Origin of the sequence: Streptomyces avermitilis MA-4680 = NBRC 14893 (assembly GCF_000009765.2) — a bacterium.
Taxonomy (GTDB): Bacteria; Actinomycetota; Actinomycetes; order Streptomycetales; family Streptomycetaceae; genus Streptomyces; species Streptomyces avermitilis.
The window spans coordinates 2,536,671-2,560,879 of the sequence record NC_003155.5 but is presented as its reverse complement, the minus strand read 5'-3'; the positions used below and the strand labels follow the sequence as shown (position 1 = coordinate 2,560,879).

Annotated in this window: 17 protein-coding genes; 8 read left to right on the top strand and 9 right to left on the bottom strand. The window is 71.2% G+C overall.

All coding sequences use genetic code 11. The annotated features are described in order from the left end of the window. The first annotated feature begins 296 nt into the window (after nucleotides 1-296). Nucleotides 297-2,684 (top strand): ATP-binding cassette domain-containing protein, encoded by a 2,388-nt coding sequence (locus SAVERM_RS11025; protein WP_010983537.1) that lies wholly within the window; start codon nucleotides 297-299, stop codon nucleotides 2,682-2,684. A gap of 91 nt (nucleotides 2,685-2,775) precedes the next feature. On the opposite strand, the gene SAVERM_RS11020 is transcribed toward SAVERM_RS11025, so the two are convergent. The 7 genes from SAVERM_RS11020 to SAVERM_RS10990 form a co-directional block, all read right to left on the bottom strand. Then, the gene (locus tag SAVERM_RS11020) at nucleotides 2,776-3,852 is read right to left on the bottom strand and encodes a glycoside hydrolase family 10 protein (protein ID WP_010983536.1); all 1,077 of its coding nucleotides are present in this window, start codon (nucleotides 3,850-3,852) and stop codon (nucleotides 2,776-2,778) included. A gap of 144 nt (nucleotides 3,853-3,996) precedes the next feature. Next, the gene (locus SAVERM_RS11015; RefSeq protein ID WP_010983535.1) at nucleotides 3,997-7,044 is read right to left on the bottom strand and encodes a glycoside hydrolase family 2 TIM barrel-domain containing protein; all 3,048 of its coding nucleotides are present in this window, start codon (nucleotides 7,042-7,044) and stop codon (nucleotides 3,997-3,999) included. Nucleotides 7,045-7,071: 27 nt separating this feature from the next. Next, nucleotides 7,072-7,962, bottom strand: coding sequence for a carbohydrate ABC transporter permease (locus SAVERM_RS11010; protein WP_010983534.1), 891 nt, complete (start codon nucleotides 7,960-7,962; stop codon nucleotides 7,072-7,074). Then, on the bottom strand, nucleotides 7,959-8,921 hold the full coding sequence (locus SAVERM_RS11005; RefSeq protein ID WP_010983533.1) for a carbohydrate ABC transporter permease: 963 nt from the start codon (nucleotides 8,919-8,921) through the stop codon (nucleotides 7,959-7,961). Before SAVERM_RS11005 ends, SAVERM_RS11010 begins: the two co-directional genes overlap by 4 nt. Before the next feature lie 38 nt (nucleotides 8,922-8,959). After that, nucleotides 8,960-10,225: an ABC transporter substrate-binding protein gene (locus tag SAVERM_RS11000; protein ID WP_037647260.1), complete on the bottom strand. Its 1,266-nt coding sequence runs from the start codon at nucleotides 10,223-10,225 to the stop codon at nucleotides 8,960-8,962. Between the two features lie 237 nt (nucleotides 10,226-10,462). Continuing rightward, on the bottom strand, nucleotides 10,463-11,737 hold the full coding sequence (locus SAVERM_RS10995) for an ROK family transcriptional regulator (protein ID WP_010983531.1): 1,275 nt from the start codon (nucleotides 11,735-11,737) through the stop codon (nucleotides 10,463-10,465). 122 nt (nucleotides 11,738-11,859) lie between these two features. After that, nucleotides 11,860-13,128 carry an FAD-binding protein gene (locus SAVERM_RS10990; protein ID WP_010983530.1) on the bottom strand — a complete coding sequence of 423 codons (1,269 nt, stop codon included), beginning with the start codon at nucleotides 13,126-13,128 and terminating at the stop codon, nucleotides 11,860-11,862. A gap of 134 nt (nucleotides 13,129-13,262) precedes the next feature. Between SAVERM_RS10990 and SAVERM_RS10985 the strand changes: the two genes are divergently transcribed. From SAVERM_RS10985 to SAVERM_RS10970, 4 genes are all read left to right on the top strand, one after another. Continuing rightward, complete coding sequence (locus SAVERM_RS10985; RefSeq protein WP_010983529.1) at nucleotides 13,263-14,270, top strand: hydroxyacid dehydrogenase; 1,008 nt, start codon at nucleotides 13,263-13,265, stop codon at nucleotides 14,268-14,270. A gap of 225 nt (nucleotides 14,271-14,495) precedes the next feature. Further along, nucleotides 14,496-15,815: a radical SAM protein gene (locus tag SAVERM_RS10980; RefSeq protein ID WP_010983528.1), complete on the top strand. Its 1,320-nt coding sequence runs from the start codon at nucleotides 14,496-14,498 to the stop codon at nucleotides 15,813-15,815. A 435-nt stretch (nucleotides 15,816-16,250) separates the two neighbouring features. Beyond that, nucleotides 16,251-17,756 (top strand): cellulose-binding domain-containing protein, encoded by a 1,506-nt coding sequence (locus tag SAVERM_RS10975; protein WP_037647263.1) that lies wholly within the window; start codon nucleotides 16,251-16,253, stop codon nucleotides 17,754-17,756. A gap of 464 nt (nucleotides 17,757-18,220) precedes the next feature. Next, nucleotides 18,221-18,493 (top strand): hypothetical protein, encoded by a 273-nt coding sequence (locus SAVERM_RS10970; RefSeq protein WP_137865264.1) that lies wholly within the window; start codon nucleotides 18,221-18,223, stop codon nucleotides 18,491-18,493. Between the two features lie 22 nt (nucleotides 18,494-18,515). Here SAVERM_RS10970 and SAVERM_RS10965 read toward each other — a convergent pair whose 3' ends face one another. Beyond that, nucleotides 18,516-18,824, bottom strand: a complete 309-nt coding sequence (locus SAVERM_RS10965; RefSeq protein WP_042492933.1) for a hypothetical protein — start codon at nucleotides 18,822-18,824, stop codon at nucleotides 18,516-18,518. A 782-nt stretch (nucleotides 18,825-19,606) separates the two neighbouring features. Here SAVERM_RS10965 and rsgA point away from each other — a divergent pair. Both rsgA and SAVERM_RS10955 read left to right on the top strand, forming a co-directional pair. After that, a complete protein-coding gene (gene rsgA / locus SAVERM_RS10960; RefSeq protein WP_037647445.1) occupies nucleotides 19,607-20,719 on the top strand; it encodes a ribosome small subunit-dependent GTPase A in 1,113 nt (370 codons plus the stop codon). Nucleotides 20,720-20,893: 174 nt separating this feature from the next. Beyond that, nucleotides 20,894-22,309 (top strand): DNA-3-methyladenine glycosylase 2 family protein, encoded by a 1,416-nt coding sequence (locus SAVERM_RS10955; RefSeq protein WP_042494329.1) that lies wholly within the window; start codon nucleotides 20,894-20,896, stop codon nucleotides 22,307-22,309. A 63-nt stretch (nucleotides 22,310-22,372) separates the two neighbouring features. On the opposite strand, the gene SAVERM_RS10950 is transcribed toward SAVERM_RS10955, so the two are convergent. Next, nucleotides 22,373-22,744 (bottom strand): PPOX class F420-dependent oxidoreductase, encoded by a 372-nt coding sequence (locus SAVERM_RS10950; RefSeq protein ID WP_042492930.1) that lies wholly within the window; start codon nucleotides 22,742-22,744, stop codon nucleotides 22,373-22,375. A 139-nt stretch (nucleotides 22,745-22,883) separates the two neighbouring features. On the opposite strand from SAVERM_RS10950, the gene SAVERM_RS10945 reads away from it, so the two are divergent. Further along, nucleotides 22,884-24,131, top strand: a complete 1,248-nt coding sequence (locus SAVERM_RS10945; RefSeq protein ID WP_037647268.1) for an SGNH/GDSL hydrolase family protein — start codon at nucleotides 22,884-22,886, stop codon at nucleotides 24,129-24,131. The last annotated feature ends 78 nt before the right edge of the window (nucleotides 24,132-24,209 follow it).

Genomic DNA, 24,209 nt, shown 5'->3' with positions numbered 1-24,209 from the left:
TTCAGCCATCAAGGCCCTCAGCCCCCTAGTCACCCAACAGCCTAGGGCCTCTAGGTAGCTGCCTAATATACCCAGACGCGCGGCGGAACATCGTGCGCCGCGACATCGAGCCGTCGGACCTGATGCGACGGCGGCGGCCGGACCGATCAGGATTCGAGAAGCGCGGGCCCCCTGGCCGCGGCTAGCGTGAGCGCCGTGCGCAGCAGAACCGGACGTACGCTCGAGGCCGGTCGGATCGAGCGAGGCGGCGCCGACGGAGACCGCGAAGGCGGGCCCGCCCAACAGATGGAGACACGATGAGCATGGCCACGAGGACGGACACGCAGGCGCCCGTGCTGCACGTCGCCGACAGCCACGATCTGATCCGCGTGCACGGAGCGCGCGTGAACAACCTCAAGGACGTCAGCATCGAGATCCCGAAGCGCCGGCTGACGGTGTTCACCGGTGTCTCCGGCTCGGGCAAGAGCTCGCTGGTGTTCGGCACGATCGCCGCGGAGTCGCAGCGGCTGATCAACGAGACCTACAGTGCCTTCGTGCAGGGCTTCATGCCGACGCTGGCGCGGCCCGAGGTCGACGTGCTCGAGGGGCTGACGACCGCGATCCTCGTCGACCAGCAGCGGATGGGAGCCGACCCCCGCTCCACGGTCGGCACCGCCACCGACACCAACGCGATGCTGCGCATCCTCTTCAGCCGGCTCGGGCAGCCGCACGTCGGCCCGCCCAGCGCGTACGCCTTCAACGTCCCCTCGGTCCGCGCGAGCGGCGCGATCACCGTCGAGCGCGGTGCCAAGAAGGCGGTGAAGGCCACCTTCAACCGCACCGGCGGCATGTGTCCGCGCTGCGAAGGCCGGGGCACGGTCTCCGACATCGACCTCACCCAGCTCTACGACGACTCCAAGTCGCTCAACGAGGGCGCGCTCACGATCCCCGGCTACAGCATGGACGGCTGGTACGGCCGCATCTTCGGCGGCTGCGGCTTCTTCGACCCGGACAAGCCGATCCGCAAGTTCACCAAGAAGGAACTGCACGACCTCCTCCACAAGGAGCCGACCAAGATCAAGGTCGATGGCATCAACCTGACGTACGAGGGTCTGATCCCGAAGATCCAGAAGTCGATGCTGTCCAAGGACATCGACGCGCTGCAACCGCACGTCCGCGCGTTCGTGGAGCGCGCGATGACGTTCACCGTCTGCCCCGAGTGCGACGGCACCCGGCTCAGCGAGGGGGCCCGGTCGTCGAAGATCGAGGGGCTCAGCATCGCCGACGCCTGCGCGACGCAGATCAGCGACCTGGCCGACTGGGCCCGCGGCCTCGACGAGCCGTCGGTTGCGCCGCTGCTCGGCGCGCTGCTGGGGACCCTCGACTCGTTCGTGGAGATCGGCCTCGGCTACCTCTCGCTCGACCGGCCGGCGGGCACGCTGTCGGGCGGCGAGGCGCAGCGCGTCAAGATGATCCGCCACCTCGGCTCCTCGCTCACCGACACGACCTACGTCTTCGACGAGCCCACCGCGGGCCTGCACCCCCACGACATCCAGCGGATGAACGACCTGCTGCTGCGGCTGCGGGACAAGGGCAACACGGTGCTCGTCGTGGAGCACAAGCCGGAGACGATCGCGATCGCCGACCACGTCGTCGACCTCGGCCCAGGCGCCGGCACGGCGGGCGGCACCGTCTGCTTCGAGGGCACCGTCGAGGGGCTGCGGGCCGGCGGGACCGTCACCGGCCGCCACTTCGACGACCGGGCCGCCGTCAAGGAGACGGTACGCAAGCCCACCGGCGCGCTGGAGATCCGCGGCGCGACGGCGAACAACCTGAAGGGTGTCGACGTCGACATCCCGCTCGGCGTGCTCGCCGTCGTCACCGGCGTCGCCGGCTCCGGCAAGAGCTCGCTCGTGCATGGGTCGATCCCGGCCGGCGAGGGCGTGGTGTCGGTCGACCAGAGCGCGATCCGCGGCTCCAGGCGGAGCAACCCGGCGACGTACACCGGACTGCTCGACCCGATCCGCAAGGCGTTCGCGAAGGCCAACGGCGTGAAGCCGGCGCTGTTCAGCGCCAACTCCGAGGGCGCCTGCCCCACCTGCAACGGCGCGGGCGTCATCTACACCGACCTGGCGATGATGGCCGGCGTCGCCAGCACCTGCGAGGAGTGCGAGGGGAAGCGGTTCCAGGCGGCGGTCCTCGACCACCACCTCGGCGGCCGCGACATCAGCGAGGTGCTCGCGATGTCGGTGACCGAGGCCGAGGAGTTCTTCGGCGCCGGCGAGGCGCACACGCCGGCCGCGCACCGCATCCTCGGCCGGCTCGCCGACGTCGGGCTCGGCTACCTCACCATCGGTCAGCCGCTCACCACGCTGTCAGGCGGCGAGCGGCAGCGCCTCAAGCTGGCCACTCACATGGCCGAGAAGGGCGGTGTCTACGTACTCGACGAGCCGACCACCGGCCTGCACCTCGCCGACGTCGAGCAGCTGCTCGGCCTGCTCGACCGGCTCGTCGACTCCGGCAAGTCGGTCATCGTCATCGAGCACCACCAGGCGGTCATGGCGCACGCCGACTGGATCATCGACCTCGGCCCCGGCGCGGGCCACGACGGCGGCCGGATCGTCTTCGAGGGCACACCCGCCGACCTCGTCGCCGCCCGCTCCACCCTCACCGGCGAGCACCTCGCGGCCTACGTCGGCACCTGACCGAGGCCCTGGTCTCGACGCGTCCAGCGCGACCCGGGGCAGGGGCGATCCGACCGGGGACCGTCCCTGCCGGGCCAGGGCGGGACGCGGCTCACGCGGTCGGATCGAGTCCGTTCGACAGCCCGGTGTAGGCGGGCTTCGCCGCGTAGCTCTCGTTGTACGGGAGGGCCGCGCCGTACCCGCTGAACGTCCCCGGGATCCATGAGTACTTGTCGCTGACGCCCCACACGGTGATGCCCGCGCAGCGCGCGACACCCAGGCAGTTCTCGCTGGCCGTCTTGTAGTCGGCGGACTGCTGAGCCAGTTCGTCGGAGGAGGCGGGCAGGGGGATGCGGATGTCGAGTTCGGTGACGGAGACCTCGAGCCCCAGGTCCGAGAAGCGCTTGAGATTGGCCTTCATGGTGGACGGCACCTGCCCGACCACGAAGTGGGACTGGAACCCTATGCCGTGCAACGGCACCCCGTCCGCCAGGAGTTGCTTCGCCAGCGCGTACAGGGCGTCGCTCTTCGCGTTGTCCGCCTCGATGTTGTAGTCGTTGATGTACAGCTTGGCGGCGGGGTCGGCGGCGTGCGCCCACCGCAGCGCGTTCGCGATGTACCCGGTCCCGAGCTTGTCCTGCCACAGCGAACCGCGCATCGAGCCGTCCTCGTTGAACGTCTCGTTGACCACGTCCCAGGCGTACACCTTGCCCTTGTAGCGGCCGACCTCGGTGTCGATGTGGCTCTTGAGGATCGTGTTCAGCTCGGAGGCCGAGAAGTTGCCGTTCTTCAGCCACGACGGCAGCTGTGCGTACCAGGCCAGGGTGTGCCCGCGTACTCCCTGGCCGTGTGCGCTCGCGTGCGCGACGAGCCGGTCGGCGGCGGCCCAGTCGAAGCCGCCCCGGCTGGGCTCCACCGCGTCCCACTTCATCGCGTTCTCGGCGGTGACGGAGTTGAACTCCCGGTCCAGCGCGGTGGTGTACGCCGAGTCGCTCCGCAACGGGCTGTCGCCGACGGCCGCACCGATCCGCACGCCGCGGCCGTCGGCGTAGCCCCGGAGGGTGGTGGCGGCAAAGGCGTCCGGGGTGAGCTGGGGGAGGGCGACGGCGGCGGCGACCAGCGCGCCGACGGCTACGAGGGGGAGGGGACGGGAGGCGCGACGACGGTGGGCGGCTGTTGTGTGGGGCACGGCTGCTCCTGGGAGTGGGGGCGGATGCGGGCGTGGTGCGTCCCCCTTGAGTTGCCGCCGGGCGCGGGCAGGTTGCCGCTCCCGGTGATGGGCGGGGCGCCCGCACCCGCCCCGCCAGGAGCGCCGCGCACAGGCCTGCCGCGATCAGCGTCGCGAGCGCGGTTCAGACATGGACCTCCGAGAAGACGCCTCCGAGAAGACGAAGGAGAACTCCGCCGGGCCCGGACGAAGGTGGTACTGCGGCAGCGCGCCCGGCCCGCACGACTGCGAGCCGATGCCCTGCTGGCCGTGGTCGAGGTTGACCCACACGGTGTCACCGGGCGTCAGGTCCGTGAGGTGCTCGGCCGCGTCCAGCTGCTCGGTCGTCCAGCGGCGTGCCGTGAACCAGAACTCCGGCTCGCCCTCGATCCGCAGCCCGCCGATCTCCGCCCAGCGGACGTCGGCGCGCGCCCCGTTCTCCTGCGGCCGGACGTACGGGGTCTGGAGGTCGTCCACGGCCGACTCCCAACGGCCCAGCATGGACGCCGACCTGGTGTCGGGGTACGCCTCGCCGGGGCCGCCCCCGAACCACCGCACCCGGTCCGCCGCCGAGGACAGCCCGAACCGCACGCCGAGCCTGGGCAGCGGGAGCGTCCAGTCGCCCTCCGGCGCCACGGACACCGTCAGCCTCAGCCGCGTCCCGTCGGACGTCCACCGGTACGCCGTCCGCAGGCCCACCTCCCAGCCCGCGGGCGCCACCCGGGACCGTACGGTCAGGGCGTCGTCGTCCAACTCCACCGCCTCCAGGCGGTGTTGCATCCGGTGCAGGCCCAGCCTGCGCCAGAGCGGGCCGTAGCGCTCGTCCGGCTGCCAGTGCGCGCCGTTGTCGTTGTCGGTCGGGGCGCGCCACACGTCCAGGCGGAGCCCGGTGACGTCGACCCCGCCGATCGTTCGCGGCGCACCCGTGCGGGCGTCGAAGGCGGCCGGGCCGAGGGTGATCCGGCGCTCGCCGGGCACCGGACCGCAGGACGGGGCGACCCGACCGCCGGGCCGGGCGACACGCTCCGAACTCCCCTTGCCGAGAGGGAATTGGGCCCAGGCCACCTGATGCCCCTTCGGGCCCCACGCGGTCTCGGCGGTCAGCACCGCGCGTACCGTCCACTGTGTCTCGGCCCCCCGCCCGTCCACGGGCGGCGTCGGCAGCTTCACGTCCGCCGACTCGCCAGGAGCGAGCGCGGGCACCGACAGCGCGCCCGCCTCGACGGTCTCTCCGTCGACCTGGTACGACCACTCGAAGGCCAGCGCCGAAAGGTCCGCGAAGTCGTACGCGTTCGTCACACGGATCGTGCCGTCCGTGCCGTCCGTGCCGTCCGTGCCGTCCGTGCCGTCCGTGCCGTCCGCACCTCCCCCGGGCGCTCGGCTTCGCCCGGCCAGGGGGGACCCCCATCCCTCGATGCGAACCGGTTCGATCACCTTCTTGTACTCGACCAGGCCGGGCGACGGCGTCCGGTCCGGGAACAGCAGCCCGTCGCAGACGAAGTTCCCGTCGTGCAGCTCCTCCCCGAAGTCGCCGCCGTACGCGAAGCCGTACCGCTCGTCCTTGATGCCGTGGTCGATCCACTCCCAGATGAAGCCGCCCTGGAGCCGGCCGTACGTCTCGAAGAGCCGTTGGTAGTCGGCGAGGCCGCCGGGACCGTTGCCCATGGCATGCCCGTACTCGCAGAGGACGAAGGGGAGGTCGCGCCGCCGGTGCGTGCCCCCGTCCAGGCCCCGGCCGATCCGCTCGACCTCGGCGTGGGCGGCGTACATCCGTGAATACACGTCCGTGTCACGGCAGTCGATGTCACCCTCGTAGTGGATCAGACGCGAGGTGTCCCGGCCGCGGATCCACTCCGCCATGGCGGTGAGCCCGCGTCCGGTGCCGGCTTCGTTGCCGAGGGACCAGATGACGACCGAGGGGTGGTTCTTGTCCCGCTCGACCATGCGGGCCGCGCGGTCGAGCAGGGCGGGGGTCCAGCGATCGTCGTCGACCGGGTTGTCGCGCCAGGCCTGCTCGGTGAAGCCGTGGGTCTCCAGATCGCACTCGTCGATGACCCACAGGCCGTACTCGTCGCACAGGTCGAGGAAGGCGGGGTGCGGCGGGTAGTGCGAGGTGCGGACGGCGTTGATGTTGTGCCGTTTCATCAGCAGCACGTCTTGGCGCATGGTCTCCAGGTCGAGGGCGCGGCCGCGCTCGGGGTGCCATTCGTGCCGGTTGACGCCCTTGAAGAGGACGGGCGTGCCGTTGACCTTGATCAGACCGTCTTGGCGTACGACCGTTCGGAAGCCAATGCGCAGGGGGACCTGTTCGCCCTCGGTGGCCAGCACGCCGTCGTACAGCCGGGGCGTCTCCGCGGTCCACGGCTCGACGGCGACCGTCACCGACTCGCCGGTCTCGACATCGACGTCCAGCTCGGGCACGGTGACCCGGCCGTCGACGTCGGAGTCGACGCGCAGGGTGCCGAGCCCCTCGACATGCTCGTACGAGGCGTGCACGAAGAAGTCGAGGGCGCTGCCCGCCGGCCGGTGCAGGAGCGTGACGTCCCGGAAGATGCCGGGCAGCCACCACTGGTCCTGGTCCTCCAGGTACGAGCCCGCCGACCACTGGTGGACCCGCACGGCCAGCACGTTGCCGCGCGGCTTCAGCAGGTGTCCGACCGCGAACTCGTGCGGCAGCCGCGAGCCCTTGAACTCCCCGATGTCCGTCCCGTTCAGCCACACCCGGGCGCAGGACTCGACGCCGTCGAAGCGCAGCACGCAGCCGCCGTCCGACAGTGCGGGCCAGTCGGCCGGCAGATCGAAGACCCGCAGATGGTCACCGGTCGGGTTCTCGGTCGGCACGCGCGGCGGGTCGACCGGGAACGGGTAGAGGTGGTTGGTGTAGATCGGCGCGCCGTGGCCTTGCAGCCCCCAGTGGCCGGGGACCTCGATCTCGGTCCAGTCCCCGGCGTCGTACCCCTCCCCCTCCTCCTCGATGGCGTACCCCTCCGCGGCGAAGGAGTCGTCCTGGGCGTCGGCGGTCGGCGACAGCCGGAAGGCCCAGCTGCCGTTCAGTGACAGGGACACGGCGTCCGAGGATGCGTACCAGGCCCTCGGGGGCAGCGCCCCGCTTCCCGGCGAGACGTCCTCGACGTACTCGGTGGACGTGGGCGAAGCGGTGGTGCGGAAGGACATCGGTCTCCAGGTCTTGAGAAGGCGGTGTCAGCCCTTGATGCCGGTCTGCGCGACCCCCTGCACCAGCCAGCGCTGGAGGAAGAGGAACACGAGTACCAGGGGCAGGATCGAGATGGCGGTGGCCATGAAGATCAGATGGAAGTTGACGGTCTGGTTGGTCATGTACGAGGAGAGGGCGACCTGCACGGTCCACGAGTCCTCGCCCTGGCCGATGACCAGCGGCCACAGAAAGGCGTTCCAGCCGCTGATGAAGGTGATGGTGGCCATGGCCGCGAAGAAGTTCAGCGAGTTGGGCACGACGATGCGCCAGTACGCGCCCCAGTAGCCGAGCCCGTCCATGCGCGCCGCTTCCTCCAGCTCCTTGGGGAACCCCAGGAAGTACTGCCGGAACAGGAAGCAGGTGAAACCACTGAACAGACCCGGGATGATGAGACCGCGGTAGCTGTCCACCCAGCCGAGCGACGAGACCAGCACGAAGCTCGGTACGAAGGTGACGGCGGCCGGGACCATCAGGGTCACCAGGACCGCGTAGAAGATCTTGTCGGCGTGCTTGTACGGGATCCTGGCGAGGCCGTAGCCCGCGAGGGAGCAGACCAGCAGGGTGCCGGCCGTGTGGAGGACACCGACCACCGCGGAGTTCCACAGGGAACGGGCGAAGGGCACGGTCGGGTCGTCGAACAGCTCGGTGATGTTGCCCCACCGGATGTGCGTGGGGAAGAACTGCCATTCCTCGCCGGTGATTTCGGCGTCCGTGGACAGGGCGTTGCGGATGATCAGGTAGAAGGGGACCAGGAAGAGCAGGGCGCAGAGGCCGGTGGCGAGGTAGAGGCCGGTGGAGCCGAGGACGCCCCGTCCCTCGCGCCCGCGCTTCTTCGGGGGCACGGCGCCGGCCTTGTCGCTCTCGATGACGGTCGTCACTTGGACTCGTCCCCCCGTCCGAAACCCATGAGCCTGCCCTGGAGCAGCGTCACGACGCAGATGAGCAGGGTCAGGACGACCGCGCCCGCGCTGCCCGCGCCGTAGTCCTGGTTTTCGCCCAGGGCCGTGTAGTAGAGCTCGACCAGCGGTGGCCGGCCCCATGTGGTCTTCGACAGCAGGTTGAAGAACTCGTCGAAGGCCTGGTAGGCGGCCACAAGGAGCAGCAGGATCACGGCAGTTGACGTGGCCCTCAGCTGGGGCAGCGTGATGTGCCGGAAGGTCTGCCAGCCCGGCTCGGCGCCGTCGATGGCGGCGGCCTCGTACAGCTCCGGCGGGATGTTCTGCAGGGCCGCCAGGAACAGGATCATGTAGAAACCGGCCTGGAGCCACAGGCGTACCGTGACGATGACCAGCCAGTACCAGGGCGGGTCGGGGTCGGCCAGCCAGGCGATGTTCTCGACGCCGAACCAGCCGAGGACGGTGTTCGCCAGGCCGAAGCGCACCCCGCTGAAGATGGACATCTTCCAGATCAGCGAGGCGGCGACGAAGCTGCACGCGGTGGGCAGGAAGAACACCGACCGGAAGAACGCCTTCATGAAGCGCAGCCGGTGCACCATCAGCGCGAGGCCGAGCGACAGCGCCCAGGTGACGGGCACGATGATCGCGGCGAAGACGGTGAACGTGACCAGTGCGTCGACGAAGGCGCCGTTCGTCAGCATCTGCCGGTAGTTGTCGAGGCCGATGAACTTGCTGGGCGTGACGGTGTAGCGCGCCTCGAAGAAGCTGAGCCAGACGCTCCAGCCGATGGGGACGTAGACGAAGATCACCAGGCCGAGGAGGAACGGTCCGGTGAAGAGCCAGAAGTTGAGCGTGGTGCCCCGCAGACCCCGCCGCGGCCCGGCCTTGGACGCCTTGGCCGGGGCGGGGCGCGCGACGTCACGCGTCGTGGTGGTCGACATGTCGTTGCCTGTCCGCCTGTCGTTACCTGTCCGCCGGCCTATCCGAAGAGATTCTTGAGCTCGCGGTTGACCTTCTTGTCCGCCGTGTCGAGCGCGGCCTCGGGGTCCTTGCCCTTGCGGACGGCGTCGGCGATCACGCCCTCGAGCGCGCTGATCATGGCCTGGGTCCAGGAGACGTTGTCGAAGCGCCCGTAGTCGGTGAAGAGCTTGACGCCCTCAGCGGGCAGGCCCGACTTGAGCTTGGTGGCCGACTCGGCGGTCGAGGTGCGCGGCGGTATGTGGAAGCCGTAGCTGAGCGCCCAGTCCTCCTGGTACTTCTTCTGGTCGATCCAGAGCCACTTCACGTACTCCTTGGCCAGGTCGACGTTCTTGCCCTTGGCGTTGACGAACATGGACCAGCCGCCGTTGTAGACCGCGGGCTTGGCGCCGGAGGCCGCCGAGGGGAAGGGGAAGATGCCGAGGTCGTCGCCGAGGGCCTGCTGCATCACGGGCATGGCCCACATGCCGCACCACTGGATCGCGGTGAGTCCCTGGACCAGAGCCGAGGGGTCCCAGTAGTCGGCGGGGGCGTCCAGGAGCAGATGCCCGCTGGTGAACATCTTGCGGTACACCTTCAGCGCCGCGGCCACCTCGTCGGTGTGGTACGCGATCTCGTTCTTGGCGTTGAGCTGATCGGCGCCGGCCGCCCAGACCAGGGCGTAGTTCGGCGCCACCATGTTGTTGCCGAGGAACAGGCCCTTGACCTTGTCGGTGGTGAGTTTGGCGGCGGCCTCGGCGAGTTCGTCCAGGGTCTGGGGGACGCCCGTGCCGGCCTTTTCCAGCAGCGACTTGCGGTAGAAGAAGAACTGCGGGTCGTCGATCATCCGGACGCCGTAGACCTTGCCGTCGACCGTGTGCGACGTGATGTCGGCCGGGTTGAAGTCGTCCTTGACCGGATCGATGATGTCGTCCAGCGCCGCCACCTGGCCGCTCTTGATCATCTGGAGCTGTGGGTGGAACTCGAAGACGTCCGGCGCGTTGTCGGTGAGCAGCGCCGAGAACAGCTTGCTCTCGAAGTTGGTGCCGGTGATCCACTGCGTGGTCACGGCGGCCTTGTCGTACGCCTTCGCGTACCGTCTGATGGCCTGCTCGGTGCCCGCCTCGCCGTACGCGTGGAAGTACTGCACCAGGCTCTCGCCCGAACTCCCGCCGCCCGAACGGCCGGTGTTGCTGCCGCAGGCGGCCAGCGGGCCCAGCGCCGCGAGGCCCGCGGCGGCTCGGAGTACGGATCGGCGGTCCCAGTTGCTGTTGCTCGTTGCCGACATGGTGACGTCCTTGTCTTGAGTACGGCTGCGGCTCAACTGCTGTGCGTCAGTGGCTCGATCTGGCGTCGCGGAGCCGGACGCTAACCTTCGGTCAAGGCTTCGGCAAGGGGTTGGACGAAGGCTGTTCGAAGTGTTGTGCAGCGTTCGGAATACCGGACGTGACGAGGGTGGGCCGCCGCACGACCGGACCGCCCCCTCTGTCGGGCGGGACGCTCGCGGGTCAGGCGAGGGGCGTCGTCATGACGGTGGTGCGGTGCGGCTCCTCGCGGAGGTGGCGCGCTGCGCGGGCCGCTGCCCGACCGACTGGAGGGCGCCTTCGAGGGCGAAGGTCGCGGCTCCCAGGCACACCGGGTCGGTCGGGATGGGGGAGAGGACGATCTCGGTGGAGGCGAACGGTCGCCTCAGCGCGTGCCGGGCGACGGCCTCGCGCACCTCGTCGAGCAACGGCTCGCCGAGCGTGGCCGCCACCCAGCTGCTGAGCACGACCACCTCGGGGTTGAGCAGGTTCACCAGGTCGGCGATCCCGGCGCCCAGGTAACGGGCCGTGTCGCGAACGACCTTGAGCGCCACGGGATCCCGCGCGGCGACCCCACGGGCCAGCGCGTCGATCGTGGCGGTCTGGTCCCCGGGGTGCAGCAGGGGGTCGGCGGGGCTCAGCTCCCGCAGGTTCTGCATGATCCCGGGCGCCCCGACATACGTCTCCACGCACCCGTGGTTGCCGCAGTGGCACAGCCGCCCGTCCAGCACGAGCGTCGTATGACCCCACTCGCCGGCGCTGTTGCTGACCCCGCGGTGCAGCGCGCCGCCCAGCGCCAGCCCGGCGCCGACCCCGGTGCCGAGGTTCACCACCACGGCGTCCCCGCGCCCGCGGGCCGCGCCGAACCACAGCTCGGCCACCGCGCAGGCGCGCAGCGGATTGTCGAGGTACAGGGGATGGGTGATGTGTTCGGCGAGCAGGGAGAGCAGCGGCACGTCGTGCCAGTCCCAGTTCGGCGCGTACTCGGCGATCCCGCGGTCGCGGTCCACCTGGCCCGGCACGCTCACCCCGACGCCGAGGACGCGCGCGCCGTCCACCCCGGCCTGCGCGACGACCGAGCCGACCGCGGCCGCGACATGCCCGACGACCTGCTCCGGGCGGCTCTCGCCCGGGCGCATGTCCTCGTCGGCGCGGGCGAGTTGGCCCAGTCCGAGGTCGAACAGCTCGACCCGTACGTACGTCTCCGCGATGTCGACGCCGATCAGCGCGCCGCCGCCGGAGTTGACGGCGACCAGACCGCGTGGCCGCCCGCCCGCCGAGTCCTCGAATCCGACCTCGGTCAGCATGCCGAGGTCGAGCAGCTCCCCGACGAGCGTGGCGACCGTGGCGAGACTGAGCCCGGTCGCGGCCGCCAGTTCCTGCCGCGAGGTGGGTGACTTGGCGATGATCTGGCGGAGCACCTCGTAACGGTTCGCGGTGCGGATGTCGCGTGAGGTGCGCTTCACCGACACGATCCCTCGATCCCTCCAGGCCATGACGAGGCCCGTCGGCCCCGGCGCGGCGCCAGGCTATGGCCTGCCGGGTCTTTCGACAAGGGGTTAGGAAAGGGGGTGTAGGAAGTCCGGGAGGTGTCAGCCGTTCCCGGTCGCCGATCTTCTCACGACGGCCGGTCGCCGGAGCCCAGCACCTCCCGTACGAAGGCGTTGGTGAACTTTCCGCCGGGATCGAGCGAGTCCACCAGGGCCCGGAAATCGCCCAGTCGCGGATACCGCCCGCGCAGCACCCGCGCCGGGACCGCGAAGACCTTGCCCCAGTGCGGCCGCGGGTCGAAGGGGTCCAGCGCCTCCTCGACCCGCCGCACCACGGGCAGTACGGCGGCCAGGTCCTCGACCCAGGTGAAGTGCAGCGCCACGGTGTCCCGCCCGTAGGCGGGGCTCAGCCACTGCGCGTCGGCGGCGACCGTCCGCACCTCGCAGATCTGGAGCACCGGCGCCACCGTCTCCCGCACGGCGTCCAGGGCGTGCAGCGCGTCGAGGGCGTACGGGCGCGGCAGCAGGTACTCCGACTGGAGCTCGGCGCCGCTGCTGGGGGTGAACTCCGCCCGGAAGTGCGGGAGTCGCTCGTGCCAGGGGCCCGGGACCCCGAACTGCTGGGTGCAGTTGACCGCGGGCATGCCCGGCACGGGGTGCATCGCCTCGGTGGCCGGCGCCGCCCACGGGAAGTCGGCCGACGGCCGGTCGGTGCGGCGCTTGAGCCACACCTGCGCAAAGCCCGACGTCCGCCAGCCGGTGAAGAGGCTGACGCTGTACGCCGAAGCCGCCACCGCATCGAAGTCCAGCCCCGCCAGCGGGAGTTCGGTGAAAACCTGCTGGGCGACCCGGTAGTCCGGCTCCAGATCGAGCGTGAGCGCGGTGACCACCCCGAGCGCCCCGAGCGCGGTCACGGCGCCGTCGAACCGGTCGTCGCCCCGCCCGATCCGCACCGCCGAACCGTCGGCCGTGACCAGCTCCACCTCCCGCACGGCCGAGGCGAGCGAGCCGTTGGTGACGCCGGAGCCATGCGTGCCGGTGGCCACCGAGCCCGCCACGGAGATGTGCGGGAGCGAGGCCATGTTGGGCAGCGCGAGCCCGTGTCCGTGCACCACCCGGGCGAGTTCGGCGTACCGGACCCCGCCCGCGACCCGTACGGTACGGGCGGCCGTGTCCACCTCGACCGACGGCGGCAGGGCGGTCAGCGACAGCAGTACGCCGTCGGCACCCGGCTCGGCGATCTCGTTGAACGAGTGCCCGCTGCCCAGTACCCGCACCTTCGCACTGTCCGCGACCAGCGCCCGCAGCGCGTCCAGCGATTGCGGCCGGTGCAGCTCCTTGGCCGAGTACGTGATGTTCCCGGCCCAGTTGGTGAGCGCGGTCCCTGCGTCAGTCATCCCTGCCCGGCCTCTCTGTACGGGGACTTTCCGGTCCGCCGGGGGCGTTCCGGTCCATTGACCCCTTCATTCGTCGACACCTACCGTAGACACCGCTTGCTACGCCTGATCCAGCCAGCCGGAAGGTCACTTCCTTGCCCGAGCGTCCCCTGGCGATGTTCGCCATGACCGCCGAGAACGTGCCATGGATCTTCCCGCCGGAGGTGCTCGCCCGACTGCGCGCCTGTGTGGACATCGACCCCGGTCTGGTGGCCGAGGACTTCACCGCTCCCCGGGTACGGGAGGCGCTCGCCGGGGTGGAGATCCTGATCACCGGCTGGGGCTGCCCCCGCCTCGACGCGGCCGTCCTCGACGCGGCGCCCGAGCTGCGCGCCGTGCTGCACGCGGCGGGCTCGGTGAAGGGCTTCGCCACCCCCGCGCTCTGGGAACGCGGCATCGCGGTCTCCTCCGCGGCCGGCGCCAACGCGCTGCCCGTCGCCGAATACGCGCTCGCCATGATCCTGCTCGCCGGCAAGGACCTCTTCGCGCACCGCGACCGCTTCCGCACCGACCGGGCCTTTCCCATGGGGGACATCCTGCCGGGCGTCGGCAACTTCGGCCGCCGGGTCGGGATCGTGGGCGCCTCCCGCATCGGCCGCCGGCTCATCGAACTGTTGCGCCCCTTCGACCTGCGGCCGAGCCTGGCCGACCCGTACGTAGACGCGGCGGAGGCCGCCCGGCTCGGCGTTCCCCTGCTGCCGTTGGACGACCTGCTGCGCTCCTCCGACATCGTCACCCTGCACGCCCCGCTGACCCCCGAGACCCGTCGGCTCATCGGCCGTCGCGAACTCGCCCTGATGCCGGACGGGTCCTTCCTCGTCAACACCGCGCGCGGCGCCCTGGTCGACCACGAGGCGCTCGTCGACGAACTGCGCGCCGGACGGCTCAGCGCCGTCCTCGACGTCACGGAACCCGAGCCGTTGCCCGCCGGCTCCCCGCTCTTCGACCTGCCGAACGCCTTCGTCACCCCCCACCTGGCGGGCTCGCAGGGCAACGAGGTGGCCCGCCTCGGCCTCACCGTGACGGAGGAGGCGGAGCGGCTGCGAGGGGGCGAGGCGCCGGCGTACGCGATCGACCCCGGCGCGCTGGAGCGCACCGCGTGACCCCGGAGACCGACCGCGGGCACCGGCCCCAGCGGGGCTGAGCCGCCCCTTGGCGCACCCTGCCCCATGGGCCCGCGCGGCACATCCGGGCGTGGACCGGGCCGCCCGCGGTGCAGCCCGGTCAGCGCCTGTTCGGGGCCCCGGCACGGCCGGTCGCCCGCACGGGGCATACCGTGAGGAGTCGAGCACAGGAGCCGGGAACGACTCGGGAGCAAGGAGGACGGGATGGGCAGCCGTACCGCGCTGGTCGAGGATCTGATGGAGCGGTTCCCGCACGTACCGCGGGAAGCCGTTTTCAAGGAGGACCTGCTCCGGGGAGGTGTGGCCTTCGACGACTCGGCGCTCTCGGACAACGAGGACGGCGACGTCAAGCCGAAGTCGTACTTCATCTTCTCCTTCGACCACGGCACCCTGCCCGAGCTGGGCGAGGCCGCGCTGCGCCGGCCGCCGGAGGAGATCATCCTCACCGGTGGCCCGTACGACCTGCGGCGCACCGTCGTGTCGGTGCGCGTGAACCCGGCCTCGCCGTACCGGGTGGCCGCCGACGAGGACGGCATGCTCGGGCTCTACCTCGACGGGAAGCGGATCTCGGACGTCGGCGTCCCCCCGATGCCGGAGTACTACCGGCACCAGCTCTCCAACGGGAAGTCCGTCATGGAGGTCGCCCCGACGATCCAGTGGGGCTATCTGATCTACCTCACCGTCTTCCGGGTCTGCCAGTACTTCGGCGCCAAGGAGGAGTGCCAGTACTGCGACATCAACCACAACTGGCGCCAGCACAAGGCGGCGGGCCGCCCGTACACCGGCGTGAAGGACGTCGAGGAGGTCCTCGAAGCGCTGGAGATCATCGACCGGTACGACACCGCGAAGGCGTCCACCGCGTACACGCTCACGGGCGGTGCGATCACGTCCAAGGTCGCCGGGCGCGACGAGGCCGACTTCTACGGGCACTACGCCAAGGCCATCGAGGAGCGCTTCCCGGGGCGCTGGATCGGCAAGGTCGTCGCGCAGGCGCTCCCGAGGGACGACGTCCAGCGCTTCAAGGACCACGGCGTGCAGATCTACCACCCCAACTACGAGGTGTGGGACCGCCGGCTGTTCGAGCTGTACTGCCCCGGAAAGGAGCGCTACGTCGGCCGCGACGAGTGGCACAAGCGCATTCTCGACTCGGCGGAGATCTTCGGCGCGCGCAATGTGATCCCCAACTTCGTGGCGGGCGTGGAGATGGCGGAGCCCTTCGGCTTCACGACGGTCGACGAGGCCATCGCCTCCACCACCGAGGGCCTGCGCTTCTTCATGTCGCACGGCATCACGCCCCGCTTCACCACCTGGTGCCCGGAGCCGACGACGCCGCTCGGCAAGGCCAACCCGCAGGGTGCGCCGCTGGAGTACCACATCCGCCTGCTCGAGGCGTACCGCGCCACGATGGAGGACTTCGGTCTCTCCTCCCCGCCCGGCTACGGGGAGCCCGGCCCGGGACGCGCGGTCTTCTCCGTCAGCTCCTTCATGGACAGCCTCCCGGCACAGGAACCGACCCCGGCCTAGCCCTCACCCGCGGGGCGGCAGGCCCCCTCCCGGCTCGGTAGCTTCCCTACCCGATCCCCTCCCCGCCCGGCCCACCCCCGGCTCCGGCGCGCGCCCGAGCCGGGGGTGGGCGTGTATGTGATCACTCGCGGCCGTCACGGAGTGGAAGATCCGGTGAAAGTCGACGGGAATCGATACGTCCCGGCCTCCTTTCCGTACCACACTCGGGACACCCGGAGCCGGGCGGTCCGCGCAGCCGGAACGCTCGCCGCCGGTCGCAACCGGCCGCCGTGGACCGAGAGTTGCGTAACCGCCGGTAACGGAAATTGAATACGCAGCTTGTCAGTTGTGCTGAAATCGTGAAAGGCTCGGGGCCTGTCGTGAGACAACCCCAACTCCCCTGTACCGAGGGGGAGTTGACGCTTCTTGTGGATGCACTCGATGCAGGAGCTCCCCATGCCCGACCTGCCGACCCCCCAGGACGCCGCCGAGGCAGCACTGTTCTCCGAGTGCTGGGACGCGGTCCTGTCGTACGCCGATCTGTGCACGTCCGGTTCGGCTGCCGCGGCACAGCTTGCCACCGAGGCGTTCACGCACGGGATCCACCAGGCGCGCGCCGCCGACGCCACGGCGAAGGACACCGGGCGCCGGACGCTCAGGCTGCCGCGCATTCCGCTGCTGCTGACGGCCGTTCGCACTGCCGCCGCCGCCTGGGAGGCCCACGGGCAGGGGCACCGTCTCGACCCCGACCTGCGGCTGTGGCTCAACTCCGACAAGGCCGCACGCTACACCGGGCCGCCCCTGCACCGCCCGCTCGCGCTGCGCGGTCTGAGGGACATGCAGGAGCCGGACGCGGCGCTGCTGTGGCTGGCCGAGGTGGAGTCGCTGCCCCTGCCGGACGTGGCCCGTCGGCTCGGCCTCGACCCCACGGCGGCGGCCGAGGAACTCGTCCAGGTACGGGCGCTGTTCAGAGACCGCTGCCACCGCAACCACCTCGACACCCCCATGAAGGCCGAGTGCCGCAGCTACGCGCGGCTCCTCGACGCGGTGACCCGGTCACCGAACGCCGGTGCGCCCGATGACCTCTCGCGGCACCTCGCCACCTGTGTGGAGTGCGCCGAGGCCGCGGCGTGCCTGCGTCTGCACGGCGGGGGACTGCCCTCCGCGCTGGCGGGCGGAGTCATCGGCTGGGGCGGGCTCGCCTATCTGGAGCGCCGGCGCCGGGCGGCGGACGCGGGACTGAGTGGCGGGCGCGTGTACACGGGCGCGGACACCGGGCTCGCCCAGGGCGGGACGGCCCGGCCGCGGATCGGCAGGACCGGGATCCTGGCCGCGGCCGTGATCGTGTCGGCGCTTGCGCTGGGGGCCTCGCTGATGCAGTTCGGCGACTCGGGCGGCGGCGCGTCGGCGAGCGACGACGCGACGGACGGCCGGCCGGTGGCGGGCGAGGCTGCGTCACTGCCCGCCGCGGACCTGCCCTCGGGGTCGGCCGCCGCCCCCTCGTCCTCGTCCTCCTCCTCGACTTCGCGGCCGACGGGCGCGAAGTCCGAGGTGAAGAGCAGCGACCCCGACACGGAGCCCCAGGGCAAGTCGTCCTCCACCGTGGAGGAGACGCACAAGGCGGGCGGCTCGACGAAGGCCCCGTCCTACTGCCAGGTGAAGTACGAGATACTCAACGAATGGCCGGACGGCTTCCAGGCCACGGTCACGGTCACCTCCGAAAAGGCGCTCGACAACTGGCGCATCGGCTGGACGTTCCGTGACGGCCAGCAGATCAGCCAGATGTGGGACGCGAGCGTCACCCAGAGCGGCGCCCGGGTCACGGCCGCGGCAGCCGACTACAACAAGCAGGTCGCGGCCGACGGCACCTTCGCCTTCGGCTTCCTGTCCACCTGGCACGACGAGAACACGACCCCGTACGGCTTCACGCTGAACGGCGGCAAGTGCACGACGAACGGCTGACCGGCTGACCGGCGGCAAGTGCACGACGACCGGCCTCCGGCGGCGCGGCAGGCGCGCCGCGACCGGCTGACCGAAGCCGCCGCCCGGGCGCGGCCACGCCGTTCGCGCCCGGTCGGCGTGTTCGGGCCCGCGCCCGGTCGGGACTTCCGCCCCGCGGCCGGACCGCCGCCGCCTAATCTGCCGCCATGCCTGATATGGACGCGGTCGTTGACGTGTCGAATGCCTGCTGGGCAGTCTGCCGTCCGCCGAAGGGGACCTGACCGGCTGGACCGCGCACGACGGTGCGTTGTACGCGGTGCGGTGACCGGCGGACGGTGGCGAGCCCGCGCGGCAGCGGATCGAGCAGACGGTGGCGAGCCCGCGCGGCAGCGGATCGAGCAGACGGTGGCCGTACGCGTCCTGGCGGCGGCCCGGGACACGGAGGGCAGCACCGTCGTACTCGTCGACGACGGGAGCGCCGTGTCGTGCCTACGGCGGTGTCCCATGTCGCGGCCGTCGGACACCGGGGTGGCCCCACGGTGGCGCTGGCCGGGCCCGAGGGCGTGCGGGTCATGACCGGGGACGCCGAGGACAGCGGATGGAGTCCCATCAAGGAGTCCTGTGGCGCGACCCGGGTCAGCATCGCTGAGGGGGCGGGATGGAGGCTGTGTCCGGCGGCCGTCGCCGAGGGCACGGCGCGCCTGTGGTTCGAGAAGGTGACAGGCAACGGCTGGGACGACCACGTCGTGTTGATCTGAGGCCGTACCCCGCGGTCGGGGTTCAGGCGATCCGATCGAAGTCGGCGGGGATGCCTTCTTCGAGGCTCTGCTGGTGGAGGGCGTGTTTGTAGCGGGCGCGCAGGACGGCCCAGATGATCCCGGTGGCGGGAATCAGATACCAGGGCAGCGGCCAGAGACGGTCCCACCAGGGGAAGTCGGGGCTCAGGACGGCTTGCGCGGCGGCGGTCAGCATGGCAACGGCGTGTGTCCAGCACAGCACGCGACCGGCCCGTCGTTGGGCGCCGTCGAGGCCGCCGAGGCGGGCCTGTCCGGATCTGGGCGTGTCGGCTCTGCCGGTGTCACTGTTCATGACGGGTCCCCCCACGGGATGGAGCGACGTCCGCGGGATGCGGGGATACGTCCACTCGCGAAGGGATTGTGCAGTCAGCGGGCACACGGTCATAGCACCCGCGCAGGGACGTGATCCTTCTACGGTCAACACGTGCCGCACGACAACTATTGACCAGATCGGGCAAAAACGTAAGGCGAAAGCCGCCAATGGTGCATATGTTCAGTCGAGTTCTGTCCTGAAAACACCCGTCACTCCTGGACGCAGAGCCTCCTTTCGCCACGGTCGACGCTTTTCAGCCGCGTCTTGCCCCCGCTTGTCGAGTGGGTGGCGCCGACGCCGGCACCGCGATCCCGGCGCAGTCGCCCTGGAGCTGACCGAGGAGCGGTCAGCCTGCCCGCGGCCGACGTCAGTACCGTCCCGCGTCTCTTCTCCATCAGCCGGAGCGCCGGACGCGGAAGGATGAGAACGCTCGGCCCGTGCCCGCGTGTTGCGGCACCGGACGCCGTGCAAGCCGTCCCGAGGACACTCCCGACTCCCCGCGAGCCACTGCCAGGTGCGCCGTAAATCGATGGCGTCGTGGCCCTCGTACCTCTAGAGTCGGTGATGTTCGAGCGGCGGCCAGGTGGTGCCGCTGGTGACTTGGCTTGGTTTGGGAGGTGTGACCGATGGCTGTCTCTGTGATGGGCGCTGCCCGCATCCGGAAGTTCATCAAGTCCACCTCCGTGGTCTCCGGCTGACCTCTCTGTATCTCCCGCGCCAGTGAGCGCGGTGCCGGGGCCACCCTTGTGAAGGGTCACCCCTTGTCACTCTCTTCTCTCCCGGGTTCGTTCTCCTCTTCCTCGCATCCGCTCGTGCCGTACGGCTGGGATGCGGACTGGGAGGCCGAGTTCGCCCCGTACGACTCCGAAGGCCTGCTGGCCGGGCGTGTCATCCGGGTCGACCGCGGTCAGTGCGACGTGGTCACCCCCGGCGGGATGCTGCGCGCCGACACCGCGTTCGTCACCCCGCACGATCCGATGCGCGTCGTGTGCACCGGTGACTGGGTCGCCGTCGAACCGGCCGGCGACCCCCGCTACGTACGGACGTATCTGCCGCGCCGCTCCGCCTTCGTCCGCTCCACCTCCTCCAAGCGCTCCGAGGGGCAGATCCTCGCGGCCAACGTCGACTACGCCGTGGTCGCCGTGTCCCTCGCCGTGGAACTCGACCTTGGCCGCGTCGAACGCTTCCTCGCCCTGGCGTGGGAGTCCGGCGCGCAGCCGGTGGTGGTCCTCACCAAGGCGGACCTGGTGCCGGACGCGACGACGCTCTCGTATCTCGTGCAGGACGTGGAGACGGCGGCGCCCGGTGTGCCCGTGCTGTCGGTCAGCTCCAACCTCGGCGAAGGACTCGACGTCCTCGCGGCGGTCCTGTCCGGCGGTACGTCCGTGCTGCTCGGGCAGTCCGGCGCGGGCAAGTCGACCCTCGCCAACGCGCTGCTCGGCGAGGACGTCATGAAGGTGCACGCCACGCGGGACGTGGACGGCAAGGGCCGCCACACCACGACCACGCGCAACCTGCTCGCCCTGCCGGGCGGGGGTGTCCTCATCGACACCCCGGGGCTGCGCGGGGTCGGCCTCTGGGACGCGGAGACCGGGGTCAACCAGGTCTTCTCCGAGATCGAGGCACTGGCCGCGGAATGCCGCTTCCACGACTGCGCGCACACCGCGGAGCCGGGTTGCGCGGTCCTCGCGGCCCTCGACACCGGCGAGCTGCCGGAGCGGCGCCTCGACAGCTATCGCAAGCTGCTGCGCGAGAACCAGCGCATCGTCGCCAAGACCGACGCCCGGCTGCGGGCCGAGATCCGCCGGGACTGGAAGCGGAAGGGGGCGGAGGGGAAGGCGGCCATGGAAGCGAAGCGGGGACAGTGGGGGTAGGGGTGCCCGGTGCCAGTGCCCGGTGTGCCCGGTGCCCGGCGTGACCGGTGCGGGGGCTGTGATCCGGCCCCCGCACCGGCCTGACCGGCCTCGTCCGTCCGCACCCCCCGCCCCGACACCACGTCCGATTCCCGCCAGCCCCGCGCCGCGGCACCGCGCACACTGGAAGACGTGATCGATGAAGAGACCAGGTACGAGGCGGTGCGCAGTCGCGATGCGCGCTTCGACGGGGAGTTCTTCTTCGCCGTCGAGACGACCGGCATCTACTGCCGCCCCAGCTGCCCGGCGGTGACGCCGAAGCGGCAGAACGTGCGGTACTACGCCACGGCGGCCGCGGCGCAGAGCTCGGGTTTCCGGGCCTGCCGCCGCTGCCGCCCGGACGCCGTGCCCGGCTCGGCCGCGTGGAACGTACGGGCCGATGTCGTCGGCCGCGCCATGCGCATGATCGGGGACGGTGTCGTCGACCGAGAGGGCGTCGGCGGCCTCGCCGTCCGGCTCGGGTACAGCGCCCGCCAGGTGCAGCGGCAACTCACCGCCGAGGTCGGCGCCGGACCCGTCGCCCTCGCCCGCGCCCAGCGCGCCCACACCGCGCGCGTCCTGTTGCAGACCACCGGCCTGTCCATCACCGAGATCGCGTTCGCGGCCGGGTTCGCCAGCGTGCGGCAGTTCAACGACACCATCAGGGCGGTGTACGCGGCCACGCCCAGTGAGCTGCGCGCCGCCGCGCCCCGGGGCGGACCGCCCGCCCGCCGCGGCGCCGCCCCCTCCGCCGGGATCCCGCTCCGGCTCGCCCACCGGGGCCCGTACCAGGCCATCGCCGTCTTCGACCTCCTCGCCCGCGAGACCGTGCCGGGCATCGAGGAGATGAACGGTCCGCGCGGCCGGCGCACCTACCGCCGGACCCTCCGCCTTCCGTACGGCACCGGAATCGTGGCCGTCGACGAGCGCCCCGGCGCTCCCGCGCCCCGTACCCCGGCCCACCACGGCGGCTGGCTCGACGCCCGCCTGCGCCTCACCGACCCGCGCGACCTCACCACCGCCGTTCAGCGGCTGCGGCGACTGTTCGACCTCGACGCCGATCCGTACGCCGTCGACGAACGCCTGGGCCAGGACCCCCGGCTCGGTCCGCTCGTCGCCGCCCGTCCCGGCCTGCGCTCGCCGGGCACGGCCGACCCGGACGAGCTGGCCGTACGCGCGCTGGTGGGCACGGCGGAGGCCGAGCGGCTGGTACGGCGGTACGGGAAGACACTCGACGCCCCCAGCGGCAGCCTCACCCACGTCTTCCCCGAACCGGCCGTGCTCGCACAGGCCGAACCGGCCGGCACACTCGGTGCCCTGACCGCCGCCCTCGCCGACGGCACCCTCCGCCTCGACGCCGGCGCCGACCGCGACGACGCCCGGCAAACCCTGCTCGCCCTGCCGGGCATGGACGACGACACGGCCGCCGTCATCCGTACCCGTGCCCTCGGCGACCCGGACGTGGCACCGCCGGGCGCCGAAGTCCCCGACACCTGGCGCCCCTGGCGCTCGTACGCACTCCAACACCTGAGGGTGGCCGCCGAGTCGGCAGCGTACGAGCCGGCCACGTAGCGGACGGGCGCAGGCAGCGTCGCCCAGGGGCATGACACCCGGGGCGGGTCCGCCGGCCGGCGCTCAGGCCTCCTCGAGCCCCCAGCCGTGGATCCGCCGCGGATGAATCCGGATCACTTCCTCGCTGAAGTGCGGACCCAAGTCGTGCGGCCCGGTGAGGAGTTCGGCCTCGCCACGGATGTCCACGCCGCGAACCCGCCACGGTTCGACGCTGATCACATCGTCGACGACGAGGGCCACCTTCGGGTTCTTCTGCAGGTTGCGCCACTTCTTCGTGCCGCCCATCGCATAGCCCCCGATCAGGATCGTCCCGTCGTCCTGCGGGAAGAAGCCGACAGGATTCGCCTGCGGCTGTCCGTGGGCGTCGACGGTGGCCAGCCGTCCCAGCCGCTGCGACTTCAGGTACGCGCGCTCGGCCTCGCTGAATTCGGTCATGACAGCAGCCAAACACTCACGCGCCCCCACCGCATCGGCTTCCCGACCTAGGTCCAGGTCACCCTGGGACGTATGTGCGGTGCGGCCAATGGCGTGACGCCGCGCCGGAGGGGTCGGCGGGGTGGGACATCATGCCCGCATGACCCGCGCGATCAAGGTCCGGCACCTCCTCGCCGCCCTGGTGACAGCACTGGTGCTCGCCCCTACGGCGGTGGGAGCCGACGAGGGGACCGCCTCCGGCGTCGCCCCGCCCGCCTCGGCCCCTCGCTGGACCGGCACCTGGGAAACCGCCCCCTCCGGAACCACCCCCGCCCTCCCCGGCACCTCGATCCGCAACGTGGTGCACACCAGCGTCGGCGGCACGGCGCTGCGCGTGCGGATCTCCAACCGGCTCGGCACCGCACCCCTCCAACTCGACTCCGTCACCGTCGCGTTGCAGCGGCCGGGCGCTCCCCGCAGTCCCGACGCCGTGCCGGGTTCCATGCGCACCGCCACCTTCGCGGGCGCCACCTCCGTGTCGATTCCGGCGGGCCGGGAGCGGGCCACCGACGCCGTGCGCCTGAACGTCCCGGCGAACGCCAACCTCGTCGTCAGCGTGCACACCTCGGCCGACTCGGGTCCCGCGACCTACCACCGCTCGGCCTTCCAGACCAACTTCCTCGCCAGGAACGGCGACCGGACCGCCGACACCGACGGCTCCGCGTACACCACGACCGTCTCCCACTGGTACTACGTCACCGGCGTCGACGTCCTCGGCACCACGGCCATCGGCAGCGTGGTCGCGCTCGGGGACTCCCTCACCGACGGCACCGGCTCCTCCGCCAGCGCCAACCGCCGCTGGCCCGACCGTCTCGCCGCCCGCCTGCGCGCGCTGCCGCCGAACCGCCGGCTCGGTGTGCTGAACGCCGGCATCTCCGGCAACCGCGTCCTCCTCGACGGCGTGGGCCCCAGCGCCCTGGCCCGCCTCGACGCCGACGCCCTTCTCCGCTCCGGGGTGCGCGCGGTCATCGTCCTGGAGGGCATCAACGACATCAAGGGCACGCCCGCGCAGACGGATCCGGGTGCCTTCGAGCGGGCGTACCGGACGATCGTGTCCCGCGCGCACGCCCGGGGCATCCGCGTCATCGGCGCGACCATCACCCCGTACGGCGGCCACAGTTCCTTCACCGGAGCCGGTGAGAAGGCACGCCAGGCGGTCAACGCGCTCCTGCGCACCGGCAGGGTCTTCGACGGGGTCGCCGACTTCGACGCCGCCGTCCGTGACCCCGCGAACCCGAACCGCATCCGCCCCGCCTACGACCCCGGCGACCACCTCCACTTCAACGACCGGGGAATGCAGGCGCTGGCCGACACGATCGACCTCGCGACGCTGACCGAGTGGCGATGAGAAGCCGACCGGCCGCTCCCAGTGGGTCGTTCCGCCCCGGCGCACCCGCACCCGGGACGGGTCCGATGTATCGGCTCC

What these genes read in the sequence shown, in the direction of transcription:
- SAVERM_RS10995 (WP_010983531.1), bottom strand. Translation starts at nt 11,737, where the DNA reads ATGGCCTGGAGGGATCGAGGGATCGTGTCGGTGAAGCGCACCTCACGC.
- SAVERM_RS11015 (WP_010983535.1), bottom strand. Translation starts at nt 7,044, where the DNA reads ATGTCCTTCCGCACCACCGCTTCGCCCACGTCCACCGAGTACGTCGAG.
- SAVERM_RS10950 (WP_042492930.1), bottom strand. Translation starts at nt 22,744, where the DNA reads ATGACCGAATTCAGCGAGGCCGAGCGCGCGTACCTGAAGTCGCAGCGG.
- SAVERM_RS10975 (WP_037647263.1), top strand. Translation starts at nt 16,251, where the DNA reads ATGCCCGACCTGCCGACCCCCCAGGACGCCGCCGAGGCAGCACTGTTC.
- SAVERM_RS10945 (WP_037647268.1), top strand. Translation starts at nt 22,884, where the DNA reads ATGACCCGCGCGATCAAGGTCCGGCACCTCCTCGCCGCCCTGGTGACA.
- SAVERM_RS11025 (WP_010983537.1), top strand. Translation starts at nt 297, where the DNA reads ATGAGCATGGCCACGAGGACGGACACGCAGGCGCCCGTGCTGCACGTC.
- SAVERM_RS10980 (WP_010983528.1), top strand. Translation starts at nt 14,496, where the DNA reads ATGGGCAGCCGTACCGCGCTGGTCGAGGATCTGATGGAGCGGTTCCCG.
- SAVERM_RS10965 (WP_042492933.1), bottom strand. Translation starts at nt 18,824, where the DNA reads ATGAACAGTGACACCGGCAGAGCCGACACGCCCAGATCCGGACAGGCC.
- SAVERM_RS10990 (WP_010983530.1), bottom strand. Translation starts at nt 13,128, where the DNA reads ATGACTGACGCAGGGACCGCGCTCACCAACTGGGCCGGGAACATCACG.
- SAVERM_RS11000 (WP_037647260.1), bottom strand. Translation starts at nt 10,225, where the DNA reads ATGTCGGCAACGAGCAACAGCAACTGGGACCGCCGATCCGTACTCCGA.
- SAVERM_RS11005 (WP_010983533.1), bottom strand. Translation starts at nt 8,921, where the DNA reads ATGTCGACCACCACGACGCGTGACGTCGCGCGCCCCGCCCCGGCCAAG.